Source organism: Spiroplasma phoeniceum P40, from assembly GCF_003339775.1.
Taxonomy (GTDB): domain Bacteria; phylum Bacillota_I; class Bacilli_A; order Mycoplasmatales; family Mycoplasmataceae; genus Spiroplasma; species Spiroplasma phoeniceum.
The window spans coordinates 720168-734052 of the sequence record NZ_CP031088.1 but is presented as its reverse complement, the minus strand read 5'-3'; the positions used below and the strand labels follow the sequence as shown (position 1 = coordinate 734052).

The following is a 13885-nucleotide window of genomic DNA, read 5'->3' as shown; positions in this document are numbered from 1 at the left end:
TGTAAAGTAGGTGGATATAGAAATGGGATATTATTATCAACACCGTTTAGGGTTTTCTTTTCATTGTTTGCAACGAATTCGAGAACGAATTTCTGCTTTTAAAAATGAAAATGACTGAATTATTAAAGAAAAAATTATTAAAATGATTGATAATTCTTCTGATCGAATTGAGACAACAAAAAATTTATATATTAAATTGGATGATTTAAAAGGGAACTTATATGTTGTAGTTGCAAAACAGACAAAACTAATTGTAACAGTAACGCCAATGAGTCCTGGAAAATTATTGGATATTATTACAAGGAATTAATTTTTGTTTTTTATTTAAAAAATCAATATGTTATAGTTAAATTGTAGGAAAAGGAGAACAACAAGAATGAAAATTGTGATTGGGAATGATCATACAGGTATTGAAATGAAAAATGCAATTGTTAAACATTTAATTGCACAAAAATATGAAATTATTAATTTAGGTACAGATAGTATTGAGGCAGTTGATTATCCTGATATTGGTCAAGCTCTTGGTGAACGCGTAATTAAAGAAAAAAATAGTATTGGAATTATAATTTGTGGAACAGGAATTGGAATTTCAATTGCGGCAAATAAAGTAAAAGGAATTAGATCAGCATTGTGTAATGAAACAATGCTAGCAAAATTAGCGCGCGAACATAATAATGCTAATGTTTTGGCATTGGGTGCTAGAGTTATTGCAAATCAAAATGCAATTTGAATTGTTGATATGTTTTTAAATAGTACTTTTGATGCTGGTCGTCATGCGTTTCGTGTTGAAAAACTTAATAACCTTTAGGATAAAATTATGAATAATTGAGATAATTTATTTTTGTATCCTTTTTTAACAATTTTACTTATGTTAGGATATATAACTAACTTGGTTAAAAAAGGAATAAAATCTTTTTATCAATGAGTTTTTATTATTCAGAATTTTTGTTTTTGGTTAGCATTATCATGTTCACTAACTTTAAATTATAATTTTATCATTTTTAATTTTGCTAAAAATATTAATTCAATTACTCTTTTATTAGTAGTTAGTACATCTTTATATGCGGCAATCTTTTTTATTCCAGCTTCATGCATTACAGGATTATTTCAAAGTCGGAAATTATGGTTTTGAATTTCATATTGCTTAATGTTTTTAGGAATTTTATTAGTTTTTATTTTACCGCAAAATTGAATTACTATGATTATTTGTACGATTACTTTTGGCTTTGGTGTTTAAACAAATTCATTATGATATTTAAGTTTTAATGAGATTTATTTTTATCGAACTAATCCTTTTGCAACAGTAACTTTAAATTTACCAATTGTTGTAATATCGAATATGACTGATGCTAATGTATTGATGTTTGTTAAAAATTTTAATAATAGTGAATTAACATTCCATTATATTATTTTTGGAATAATTACTATTATCCTAATGTTTTCATTTGCTTTTTGTTTTTATATGCCGGAAATTAAAAACAATATTGGTGCTTTTTCTCCGAAAGTTTTAAAACATTTTAGTACATTTTCATGATGAAAAATTATTGTTATTCTTAGTCTATTATTTTTTATTGCTATTTTAAGAGAATTAAGTCAAGGTGATTTTTTAAATATTATTTTAGCACAAGAAACTTGAGTACATTATCACAGTAAAATGATGGTGGAACATTATTTACATTTAGTTCAGGAAATTTGATGGTTTGCACAAATTATTGGAGCAATGTCTATTTATTTTTTTATTAGAAAAATTGGAATTAAGAATTCATTAATTTTAGCATTGATAATTTGAAGTCTATATTTTATTTTTGTTGCTATCATTCCAATTCCGGAAGTTTTATTAATTTGTCAATTTTTAAATGGTTTTGCAATGATATTTTTTTTGGAATTTTATTTTCAATTACAATGATGTGGAATTATCGGATTCAAAATCAACCTGTCACGGGTTATTTTTCAGCATTAAATGCTTTAGTAACATTTCTTGTAAAATTCTTAATCCGGGTTTTTGCCCATTATCAAGTTGGTATTTTTAGTAATTTAAATTTAGATTGAAATTTACCATTTATTAAAAATGATTTATTTTTAGATTCATTAAAGCAAGTTATTTTATATTTATATTTAAGTTGTGCTATTAGCTGCTTTATTTTAATTGTTGTTGCTTTCTTTAGCATTAAATTTATTAGTGGTGAATATTATAATCGCAACCAATTTGAAAGTAAGCTTAGTGAATTAGTTGGAATGATTGTTATCCATGAGATTGATCAAAAAATTGCTTTAAAAAAATATTTACAAAAAAAGAAGTTACATAATAACTTCTACTGCAATAATATCAGGAATTTCTTGTTTAACAATTTGTTCAACACCATCTTTAATTGTTGAATCAATTAATCCGCAACCAACACATGCTCCTGCCAAACGAACATAAACAATATTATTTTTAACTTCAACAAATTCAATATCGCCGCCATCTTGGTTAATATAAGGGCGAAGATTATCAATAATATCTTTTGCTTGATTTTTTTGTGTCATTCTAATCACCTTCACTATTTAATTATAGCATTTTTATAACAAAGTTAGTTTAATTAATTATGGATATGTATATAATAATACGTAGAGATTCAATTTAGAATTTTTATTGGAGTTTAAATGTTTAGAGGAGGACTAATGGAAGAAAAAAGTTTTAGTATATATGGCCTATCTGCTGGAATAAAATTAGCACACGAAATTTGTAAAATTTTAGGTGTAACAAGACAAGAAATGGAAACTGTTCTTTTTGCTGATGGTGAAATTTTGGTAAGGGCAATGAATTCAGTGCGGGGGAAAGATGTTTATATTATTCAATCAACATCTTGGCCAGTCAATGAAAATCTAATGGAATTATTAATTGCGATTGATGCTCTAAAACGCGGTAGTGCACAAAGCATTAATGTGATCATTCCCTACTTTGGATATGCTCGTCAAGATCGAAAAGCACGTGGTCGCCAACCAATTACATGTAAATTAGTGGCAAATATGTTAACAACAGCAGGGGCAACAAGAGTAATGACTGTTGATTTACATTCGCCACAATCAATGGGATTTTTTGATGTTCCAGTTGATGATTTACGCTCAACACAAGAATTAGTAAGAACAATTGTTCGAAAAATTGAAGAAGACCATCTTAAAGAAGAAATAACAATTGTTTCACCAGACCATGGTGGATTAGTACGGGCACGAGATGTGGCTAATCGTTTAGGAAATTTAGCTGGGAATATTGCAGTAATTGATAAGCGCCGCCCAAAACCAAATGTTAGTGAAGTTCAATTTATTTTGGGAGATGTCAAAGACCGTATTTGTTTTATTGTTGATGATATGATTGATACAGCTGGCACAATTTGTAATGCAGCAAAAGCATTAAAACAGCATGGGGCAAAAGCAGTTTATTTATTATCATGCCATGGAGTATTTTCACCCCCAGCAAAAGAGCGTTTAACAGAACTTATTAATGATGGGACAGTTAAAAAGGTTATTGTTACAAATACAATTGATATTAATCAAGATCGATTATTTGACGGGTTAGAAGTCATTTCAATTGCTGATTTAATTTCACAGATGATTAGAGCAATGATTGAAAAACGTAGTTTATCAGATGTTTATTCAAAATGTAATGAGCAAATAAAAAAAATAATTGAGAAAATAAAAAAATAAAATAGTTGGTAAAGTTTGCATTGTTTAGTTAAGAAATGCAAACTTTTTTTTTTTTTTTATAATTTTTTTTATTAAGAAAGAGAGTAATTTATTTATGATTAGATAATCAATTTTAAAGTAGTTTTTTTGCTATAATTAAATTAAGAAAAAACTATTTATCCAAATTATTATTATATTACAATATATCATAAAGCAAAAGTTAGTGCAGAAGCAAAGCGAACATTAAAGGGTTATTATCAAATCAATGGTAAAGCAAAAATTCATCAATATGGTTATTAAGTTTTACCAGATTTAGGGGCAGTTGATTTTACCATATTAAAAAAGGATTATTTCACAACCAATGAAAGTGAATCTAATATTAAAGATGTTATTGTTGCTGAATTAGATAAAGAAAGTAATATTAAAGTAAATCCTGATGAAATTGAATTAGAGGTAAAAACAAGACCAGCTGGTAGTACTACAGGAGGAAAATTAGTGGTTGGAAATTATGAACTTACCTTAACAGCAAAAGCTAATGAAAAGACCGTCCAAGGAATGGGTAATTTTAGTATTAATGTTGTTGATCAAAGTAAATTTAAATTTGATTTAGCAACTATTTCAGCAAAAGGATTTAAGAGTAATTTAACGGTTAATAATACTGTGGGTAATTTAAAAAGCTGTTCAACAGTATGTTGAAGGAAAACTAGCACCAGCAGTTAAAAAAAGATGAAATTGAATATAAAGTTGGAAAAGAAACTGATGATACAAAAAAACTATTAGAACAAGCATATAATGTTACTGCTTCAGCACCAGAAACAGCAACAAGTGTTACTAAAAAAATTAAAATTACAGTTAAGTTTGTTGGTGAACTAATGCTTGATTTAGATTTAACAAAGTTTGCAAATAAAATTCCAGCTCCTTCATTTTTAAATAATAATTTTAAAGAAGAAGATTTAGAAAAAAGTGTTCAAACAGCTGTTATGGAATGATTGTCAAAAGAATATTGTGCTGGAGTTTCTTTAAATACAGCAATTAAGCAGAAATCAACGGGAGCAACTGGTGCTGAGTTAGTAAAGGGAGAATATATTGTAACAATTACACAAAATGGGGGAAAAGTAACGGGTAGTTATGAAATGAAAGTGTAAGTAATGCAATTTACAACCAATGAAACAATTGATCTTTATTGAGATGGTGTTTATATTCCTGTTGCTAATATTACTTTTTTATTTTTAAAATAATTATAAGGAAGATTGATATAATTATTGATATAATTATAGAAAAGTAAAATTATAAAGGAGTAGTGAAATAGTGTTTAAATTAACATCAAATTATTTGCCAGCAGGTGATCAACCCCTGGCAATTGAAAAATTAACTACCAATTTATTAGCAAATAAAAAACATCAAGTTTTATTAGGAGCAACGGGAACTGGAAAAACATTTACAATGGCAAATGTTATTGAAAATTATCAAAAACCAACATTGGTGATGGCACATAATAAAACATTAGCAATGCAATTATATGTTGAGTTAAAAGAAATGTTTCCAGAAAATCGTGTTGAGTATTTTGTTTCAAACTTTGATTTTTATCAACCGGAAGCTTATTTGCCAGGAAAAGATTTATACATTAATAAAGATGCTCGCCAAAATATGGAGTTAGACATGATGCGGTTAAGTGCTTTTAATGCTTTAACAACTCGTAAAGATGTTATTGTCGTGGCTTCTGTTGCTGCAATTTATGCAGCACAAGATCCAAATGAATATAAAAAATCTTTTTTGCAAATTAATCGTAATCAAAAAATTAGTAAAAAAGATTTAGCCATTTTTTTAGTATCATCAGGATATGTTCGTAATGATATTGAATTGATTCCAGGTAGTTTTAGTGCTAAAGGTGATGTAATTAAAATTGTTCCAGGGTGAAATGTTAAAACTTTTATTCGCATTGATTTGTTTGGAGATGAAATTGATGATTTAGCTTATATTGATGGAATTACTGGTGATGTTACACAGCGGTTATCAACATTAACAATTTTTCCAGCGCAAGATTATATTACTTCTCCAGAACGCTTAGTTGAAGCAATTAAGCGAATTGAATCAGAATTAAAAGTTTGCTTAGCTGAATTAGAAGCAGCTGGAAAAATTGTTGAATTACAACGCTTAAAACAACGAACTGAATATGATTTAGATTTACTTCGTGAAAGTGGAATATGTTCTGGAATTGAAAACTATTCACGACATTTAGATTTACGAGAAGAAGGTGAAGCGCCATATACTTTGATTGATTTTTTTGGCCAAGATTTTTTAACTATTATTGATGAATCACATATGTCATTGCCACAAATTCGATCAATGTATAACACAGATCGAAGTCGAAAAGAAACCTTAGTAAATTATGGTTTTCGTTTAAAAAGTGCATTAGATAATCGTCCCTTAAATTTTGATGAATTTAATCAAAAATTAAAAAATATTATTTATGTTTCAGCAACTCCGGGTGATTATGAATTAGGTTTAGTAAATAATGAAGTGGTTGAACAAATTATTCGTCCAACGGGATTATTAGATCCAACCGTAGAAGTAAAATCAACAGTAGGACAAATTGATGATATTATTGAACAAGTAAAAATTCGTCGGAAAAAAAATGAACGTGTTTTTATTACTACTTTAACAATTCGGATGTCAGAAGATTTAACAAGTTACTTACAAGAACAAAATGTTAAAGTTGCATATTTACATAGTGAATTAAAAACTTTAGAACGTAGTCAAATATTATTGGATTTACGAAAAGGAGTTTATGATTGTATTGTTGGTGTTAACTTAATTCGTGAAGGAATTGATATTCCAGAAGTATCATTAATTTGTATTCTTGATGCTGATAAGCAAGGATTTTTACGAAATGAACGAAGTTTAATTCAAACAATTGGTCGTGCTGCAAGGAATGCGGCTGGGCATGTTATTTTATATGCTGATAGTGTTTCTGAATCAATGCAAAAAGCAATGCGAGAAACTGCTCGCCGTCGGCAAATTCAAGAGGCATATAATTTGAAATATCATATTACTCCAACAACAATTATTAAGAATATTCGTGATTATACTAATATTAAACGTCAAGGTGATAAATTACATAACATTAAAAATAAAAAATCAAAAGAATATAAAACAGCTAAAGAAGGATTACTACAAGATTTACGAAAAGAAATGTATGAGGCAAGTAAAAAACTTGATTTTGAACGAGCTGCAGAATTACGCGATATTATTATTGAAATTGAATCAGAATAATGATTTGTGATAGTATTAATTTACAGGGAGGAACTGGGAATGACAAAGTTTATTGTAAAAGATATTGTTGATAAATTTGGCTACGAGGTGTTAGCTGGAAGGGAAGGTCTTAATCGACCTATTAAAATTTATGGTCTTAATCGACCAGGATTAGAATTAGCTGGCTTTGATTTTGAAAAAAATAATAGTAATCGTCGGGTAGTTTTGTTATCAAATAAAGAGCAATTATTTGTGAATACCTTAAGTAAAAAAGAAAGAAGAGAGCGCTATGAGTATATTTTAAATGAAAATATTCCAATGATTATTTTAACAGAAAAATTTACTGATAAATTATTATTAGAAATTGCGGAAAAACATAGTTGTCCAGTTGTTCGTGCAAGCAATATTACAACAAGTCGTTTATATAAAATGGTATTAGAATTTTTTGATGAACATTTCGCCCCAGTAACAGAAGAACATGCATCATTAATTAATGTTTTTGGAAAAGGAATTTTATTAAAAGGAAAATCAGGAATTGGAAAATCAGAAATGACATTAGAATTAATTAAAAAAAATCATTTGTTTGTTGGTGATGATCGGATTATTATTCAGCAACGAAATAATAGATTATATGGTCAATCACATGAAATGTTAAAAAATTTAATTGAAGTCCGTGGTTTAGGAATCTTAGATTTAAGTAAAATTTATGGTTTGCAAGTCTTATTAGATGAATCAAAAATTGATTTAGTAATTGAATTAATTCATTTAGATGATGAACAATATAAATCAATTGACCGATTAGGATCTAAGTATAAACATATTAAAATTTTAGATACAAAGGTACCAATTGTAACAATTCCAGTTACATATGGGCGTAATGTTAGTGAATTAGTTGAGACAGCAGTTTCAAAATTAAAATTAGATGAAGCAGGAATTTCTTCGATGCAAATTTTACAAGATCGTTTTAAAGAATATTCAAAATAGAATTGAGAAGGAGTTTATAGCGTGAATTTAGCAACATGAATTGCCAACGATACTTATGGAAATTGATTTCGTCCTTATTGATTTTTAATTTTTTGTGGTTTTGCAATTACCATTATTTTATCATGAATTAATTTTCGTAAACGTGATATTCCAACGCAAGTATTTTACTGAGGAATTTTTGTGATTACACCGATTGCTTTATTAGGGGCTAGTTTTTTTGGTAAATATGATGTTAAAAATCCAATTTTATTTTTTACATTATTTGCTTTCTGAGAACCAGGAATGAGTATTCATGGGGGGCTAATTTTTGGTTTAATTGCCGGCTGAATTTGATTTGGTTTTGAATCACGAAAACACAATATTTCGTTATGAGTATATGCTGATTTAATTGTTCCAAATATTTTGTTAGCACAAGCAATTGGGCGATGAGGTAATTTTTTTAATCATGAATTATTAGGAGCACCAATTGCACGCGAACAATTAATGTGATTGCCAAGTTTTATTCGTGATAATTTATTTAAATGATATGTCCCAACTCCGGTACCAAATAATTTTCATCCAATAGAGGCAATTGGGATTAACGGAAACCGTGTTGACCCAACTGATTTTAATAATGTGCAATATTTTCAACCAATTTTTCTATATGAATCATTGGCTAATATTTTATTATGATTCTTAATTGTGATTGCATTACCATTAATATTTCGTTATAGTTATTATTTAAGGTTTAAAAAAGAAGAACCCGATTTTATGCAGTTATCGTGAAAAGGTGTTTGAGCAAAATGATATTATGATATCAAACCCGATCCAATAGTTGTTAATAATTTATCACAACAAGTAAATTTGAAAAAAGTTTATTTTAAAAATAAACATAAGATGACAAAAAAACAAGTGATGAAAGCACATTTGAAATATTGTGGTGCACGATTAAAACAAATTTTTACAGCTGATGTCCGAGAATTAGAAAAAATAGAAAACCCTCATAGTTTAAAAATTTTCCGTTGTGGAATTAAAACTGGGGTGTATATTGCTGGTTATAATTTCATTCGGATTATTTTAGAAACACAACGAGATTATCATGATTTATTTTTAAAAAATATGCGAACATTGGATTATGTTATTCTTAGTTTAATGATTGTAATTGGTATTATTTTAATATTATTTGCCCAATGGATAGCTGTTATAAAATGAAGAAAAGGCGGATGATTATATGAAAAACAATACTAATGAAATATATGATATTTTAATTATTGGAGCTGGTCCTGGTGGGATGACATCAGGAATTTATGCTGCACGAGCAATGACAAATATTGCAATGATTGAAAAAGGAGCACCAGGAGGAAAAGTAACAAAGACAAGTGAAATTGAAAATTATCCTGGTTTTGATAATATTCAAGGCTATGAATTAGCCATGAAAATGTTTAAACAAACCCAAAAATTAAAAATCCCATATATTGCTGATCGTGTTACAAATATTATAAGACAAGATAATTTGTTTAAATTAGAGTTATTTTCAAAAAAAATCTTATTAGCAAAAGCAGTTATTGTTGCAACCGGAACAGTTGAACGTAAATTAGGAGTGCCTGGTGAATTAGAATTAGAAGGACATGGAGTTTCATATTGTGCAGTTTGTGATGGCACTTTATATAAAGAAAAAGATGTAGTTGTTGTTGGGGGAGGCTATGCTGCTCTTGAAGAAGCTCTTTATTTATCGCGCTTTGTTAATAAAGTTTATCTAATTCATCGTCGTGATGAATTTCGTGCTGATAATAATATTGTGAATAAAGTAAAAGCACATCCTAAAATTAATTTTATTGTTGATACAATAGTAACTGAAATTAAGGATGTGACCGAAAAACGGGTGATAACAGTTGTTATTAAAAATGTGAAAACAGGTAAAATTGATAATTTACCAGTTAGTGCTATTTTCCCATATATTGGGGCGATTCCAATTAGTGATTTTGCAAAAAACTTAGGAGTTTTAAATAAAGAAGGCTATTTTATTGTTAATAATAAATGTTTAACAGCATTGCCAGGATTATATGCGGCTGGTGATGTGACAAATACAACATTACGACAAATTGCAACTGCGATTAGTGATGGAGCAAAAGCAGCGCAATTTGCCTTAGAATACCTTAATAGTTGTCATTAAAAAGGTGTTTTTTGCGGTAAGATATATATTGGATAAAGATGAAAAAGAAAGTGAGAAGGATTTATGACAAACAAAAAAGAATTAAAAGATGTTCAAGTTAAAGGAAAAAAAGTTTTAGTCCGTGTTGATTTTAATGTGCCAATGAAGGAAGGGCAAGTTACTGATGATAATCGGATTACTGCAGCTTTACCCACAATTAAATATTTGTTAGCACAAGAAGCAAAAGTAATTTTATTTTCTCATTTAGGGAAAGTTAAAACAGCTGATGATTTAGAAAAACGTGATATGGCGCCAGTGGCAAAGGTATTAGAACAAAAATTAGGAAAACCAGTTAAGTTTATTAATGATTTTGAAGGAAAACAATTGGAAGAAGCTATTGATGAAATGCATAATCAAGATGTAATTTTATTTCAAAATACACGCTTTGCTGATATTATTAATAGTAATGGTCAAATTAGTGTTGATAGTGATGGTAAAGCAACTGCAAAACGAGAAAGCAAAAATGATTCTGCTTTAGGGAAATATTGAGCAAGTTTAGGTGATGTTTTTGTTAATGATGCATTTGGAACTGCGCATCGTGCTCATGCTTCAAATGTTGGGATTGCAGAAAATATTGCTGAATCATGTTTAGGATTTTTAGTGGAAAAAGAAGTAAAAATGTTGTCACAAGGAGTAGACAATCCAGTTAAACCATTTGTTGCTATTATTGGTGGCGCAAAAGTTTCCGATAAAATTGGGGTAATTGAACATTTATTAACAAAAGCAGATAAGATTTTAATTGGTGGTGGAATGGCATATACTTTTTTTGCTGCTCAAGGTCACAAAATTGGAAATTCATTATTAGAAGTTGATAATGTTGAAATTGCTAAAACCTTTTTATCAAAAGGAAAAGGAAAAATTATTTTACCAATTGATGCATTAGAAGCACCTGAATTTGATGATGTACCAGCAAAAGTTACAACAGGTTTGGATATTGATGATGGTTATATGGGATTAGATATTGGTCCCAAAACAATTGAATTATTTAAAAAAGAATTAGCGGATGCAAAAACGGTTGCTTGAAATGGACCAATGGGAGTTTTTGAATTTAAAAATTATAGTATTGGAACAAAAGCTGTTTGTGAAGCAATTGCTGAACTAAAAGGAGCCTTTACTTTAATCGGAGGAGGCGATTCATCTGCAGCGGCAATTCAATTAGGATATAAAGATAAATTTACGCATATTTCAACTGGTGGTGGTGCTAGCTTAGAATATATGGAAGGGAAACCACTGCCTGGTATTGAAGCTGTTCAAAATAAATAATATAATAAAACAACAAAAACAACAAAATGTCGTTTTTTTGTCAAAATAGAATAACTATGCCAACTATTGTTTTTTATGATAGAATAAATGTGAATATTTATAATTATTATAGAATAGAGGAGATAAATGAATGGCAGTTAGCGATCGTAAAATTGTAAAAAAACATGGGAAAATAGCAGATAAAATTATGACTTTAGATGAAACAATGCGAGCATTGTCTGATGATGCATTAAAAGAAAAGACAAATGAATTTAAAACGAAGTTAGCAGAAGGTGCTACATTAGATGATATTTTAGTTGAAGCATTTGCTGTTGCCCGTGAAGCAGCTCGTCGAATTTTAGGATTACATGCTTATCGTGTCCAACTAATTGGGGGCATTGTTCTTCATGAAGGTGATGTGGCTGAAATGAAAACAGGGGAAGGAAAAACTTTAACTGCTTTAATGCCAACATATTTGAATGGTTTAACTGGTAAGGGTGTTCATGTTATTACTGTTAATGAATATTTATCAAGACGGGATTCAGAAATTAATGGTCAAGTTTTTAGTTTTTTAGGTTTAACAGTTGGTTTAAATTCTCGTGATATTACTAAAGATGCAAAAAGAGAAGCATATAGTTGTGATATTACTTATACTACTAATGCTGAATTAGGATTTGATTATTTACGAGATAATATGGTAAAAGTTTACAGCGAGAAAGTCCAACGAGGATTAAATTATGCCATTATTGATGAGGCTGATTCAATTTTAATTGATGAATCAAGAACGCCATTAATTATTTCGGGGGGACGTCAAAACCGAACACCGCAATATCAAGCAGCTGATCATTTTGCAAAATCATTATCACGAGAGAATGATCTTGAAATTGATTTAGAAACAAAACAAGTTTATTTAACTCCAGAAGGAATTACTAAAGCAGAAAAAATCTTTTCAATTAATTCTTTATTTGATATTAAAAATACTGAATTATACCATTTAATCCTAAATGCTTTAAAAGCTAATTTTGTTTTTAAAAATGGTGTTGAATATGTTGTTCAAAATAATGAAATTATTTTAATTGATCAGTTTACTGGCCGTTTAATGCCGGGACGTGCTTATAGTGATGGTTTGCAACAATCATTACAAGCAAAGGAACGTGTTGATATTGAAGAAGAAACAGTGACAATGGCAACAATTACTTACCAAAACTTTTTCCGATTATATAATAAATTAAGTGGGATGACTGGTACTGCAAAAACAGAGGAAGAAGAATTTATTAAAATTTATAATATGCGTGTAATTCAAGTTCCAACTAATCGCCCATTAATTCGTAGTGATGAAGCTGATTATATGTTTGCAAATCGTGATGCAAAAATGCAAGCAATGATGAAAGAAATTATTGCCTTGCATGAAAAGGGACAACCAATTTTAATTGGAACAACTTCAGTTGATTCATCAGAAATTGTGTCGCATTATTTACGAAATGCTAACTTAAAATTTGAAATGTTAAATGCGAAAAATCATGAGCGTGAAGCAGACATTATTGCAAAAGCTGGTGAAAAAGGAGCTATTACTTTAGCAACAAATATGGCTGGTCGGGGAACAGACATTAAGTTAGGTGATGGTGTTAAAGAAATTGGAGGATTAGCTGTTTTTGGGGTTGAACGAAACGAAGCACGTCGAATTGATAACCAGTTACGAGGGCGAGCAGGACGACAAGGAGATCCTGGTTTTTCGCGGTTTTATGTTGCGATGGATGATGAATTAATGATGCGCTTTGGTGGGGATCGCCTACGTCGAATTTTTGCTCGGTTAGGTTCGGATTTTATTCAATCAAGAATGTTAACAAGAGCAATTTCTAATGCACAAAAAAAAGTTGAGGGAATGAATTTTGATCAACGAAAACATATTTTAGATTATGATAATGTTTTAGCACAACATCGTGAAGCAATGTATGCACGACGTGATCAAATTTTAACAGCAACTGATTTAAAACCAATTATTAAAAAAATGCAATATTCGGCAGCTTATGATTTAACCAAAATGTTTGGTAATGAATCGCATGGGGAATGATTTATTCATTATGATGACTTAATTAAGGGGATTAGTGATAAAGTTGTTGCAGCTAATGTGTTAGATAAAGCAGCCATGGAAAAAATGAAGCGAGAAGAAGTTGCTAAATATGTGGCAACAAAAATGAATGAATTTTATTTAGCGCGAACAGAAGATGTTCCTGCTGATGTTATTAATCAAATTGAACGAAGTGCAATTATTACTTCGTTTGATGATTATTGAACAAAACATATTGATCAAGCAAGTAAATTACGAAGTGGAATTTACTTACGAAGTTATGCTCAAACAAATCCATTACACGCTTATGTTGAAGAAGCTGCAAAATTATTTGAGCATATGCAATTATCAATTGCACATGAAGTTGTAATTAAATTAGCAAATGTTGTTATTCGCAAAATTGATGGTGATATTCAAGCTGAACCGTTTCATGATTCAGAACAAGAAATTCGAGAATTTAAACAAAAAGGGTAATTAATAAACCA

At 29.3% G+C, this 13885-nt stretch carries 14 protein-coding genes; 13 read left to right on the top strand and 1 reads right to left on the bottom strand.

Features of this window, described 5'->3' with window-relative positions; genetic code table 4:
* Positions 1 to 22 precede the first annotated feature (22 nt).
* From SDAV_RS04635 to SDAV_RS13075, 4 genes are all read left to right on the top strand, one after another.
* On the top strand, positions 23 to 310 hold the full coding sequence (locus tag SDAV_RS04635) for a hypothetical protein (protein ID WP_114564741.1): 288 nt from the start codon (positions 23 to 25) through the stop codon (positions 308 to 310).
* 66 nt (positions 311 to 376) lie between these two features.
* Entirely contained in the window at positions 377 to 808 is a 432-nt protein-coding gene (rpiB, locus tag SDAV_RS04630) for a ribose 5-phosphate isomerase B (RefSeq protein ID WP_114564740.1), read from the top strand.
* Between the two features lie 9 nt (positions 809 to 817).
* Positions 818 to 1237, top strand: coding sequence for a hypothetical protein (locus SDAV_RS13080; RefSeq protein WP_245938527.1), 420 nt, complete (start codon positions 818 to 820; stop codon positions 1235 to 1237).
* A 123-nt stretch (positions 1238 to 1360) separates the two neighbouring features.
* Positions 1361 to 1960, top strand: coding sequence for a hypothetical protein (locus tag SDAV_RS13075; RefSeq protein WP_245938526.1), 600 nt, complete (start codon positions 1361 to 1363; stop codon positions 1958 to 1960).
* Positions 1961 to 2298: 338 nt separating this feature from the next.
* On the opposite strand, the gene SDAV_RS04620 is transcribed toward SDAV_RS13075, so the two are convergent.
* The gene (locus tag SDAV_RS04620) at positions 2299 to 2526 is read right to left on the bottom strand and encodes a NifU family protein (RefSeq protein ID WP_114564739.1); all 228 of its coding nucleotides are present in this window, start codon (positions 2524 to 2526) and stop codon (positions 2299 to 2301) included.
* A 135-nt stretch (positions 2527 to 2661) separates the two neighbouring features.
* Between SDAV_RS04620 and SDAV_RS04615 the strand changes: the two genes are divergently transcribed.
* The 9 genes from SDAV_RS04615 (at position 2662) to secA (ending at position 13874) form a co-directional block, all read left to right on the top strand.
* On the top strand, positions 2662 to 3684 hold the full coding sequence (locus SDAV_RS04615; protein WP_186823468.1) for a ribose-phosphate diphosphokinase: 1023 nt from the start codon (positions 2662 to 2664) through the stop codon (positions 3682 to 3684).
* Between the two features lie 474 nt (positions 3685 to 4158).
* Positions 4159 to 4383, top strand: a complete 225-nt coding sequence (locus SDAV_RS13070) for a hypothetical protein (RefSeq protein WP_245938525.1) — start codon at positions 4159 to 4161, stop codon at positions 4381 to 4383.
* Positions 4384 to 4535: 152 nt separating this feature from the next.
* A complete protein-coding gene (locus SDAV_RS13065; RefSeq protein ID WP_245938524.1) occupies positions 4536 to 4808 on the top strand; it encodes a hypothetical protein in 273 nt (90 codons plus the stop codon).
* A 163-nt stretch (positions 4809 to 4971) separates the two neighbouring features.
* Positions 4972 to 6936: an excinuclease ABC subunit UvrB gene (gene uvrB, locus SDAV_RS04605; RefSeq protein ID WP_114564737.1), complete on the top strand. Its 1965-nt coding sequence runs from the start codon at positions 4972 to 4974 to the stop codon at positions 6934 to 6936.
* A 39-nt stretch (positions 6937 to 6975) separates the two neighbouring features.
* Positions 6976 to 7899, top strand: coding sequence for an HPr(Ser) kinase/phosphatase (hprK, locus tag SDAV_RS04600; RefSeq protein WP_114564736.1), 924 nt, complete (start codon positions 6976 to 6978; stop codon positions 7897 to 7899).
* 21 nt (positions 7900 to 7920) lie between these two features.
* The gene (locus SDAV_RS04595; RefSeq protein WP_114564735.1) at positions 7921 to 9126 is read left to right on the top strand and encodes a prolipoprotein diacylglyceryl transferase; all 1206 of its coding nucleotides are present in this window, start codon (positions 7921 to 7923) and stop codon (positions 9124 to 9126) included.
* A complete protein-coding gene (trxB, locus tag SDAV_RS04590; RefSeq protein ID WP_114564734.1) occupies positions 9110 to 10051 on the top strand; it encodes a thioredoxin-disulfide reductase in 942 nt (313 codons plus the stop codon). Before SDAV_RS04595 ends, trxB begins: the two co-directional genes overlap by 17 nt.
* Before the next feature lie 63 nt (positions 10052 to 10114).
* A complete protein-coding gene (locus SDAV_RS04585; RefSeq protein ID WP_114564733.1) occupies positions 10115 to 11353 on the top strand; it encodes a phosphoglycerate kinase in 1239 nt (412 codons plus the stop codon).
* A gap of 130 nt (positions 11354 to 11483) precedes the next feature.
* The gene (secA, locus tag SDAV_RS04580; RefSeq protein ID WP_114564732.1) at positions 11484 to 13874 is read left to right on the top strand and encodes a preprotein translocase subunit SecA; all 2391 of its coding nucleotides are present in this window, start codon (positions 11484 to 11486) and stop codon (positions 13872 to 13874) included.
* Positions 13875 to 13885 lie beyond the last annotated feature (11 nt).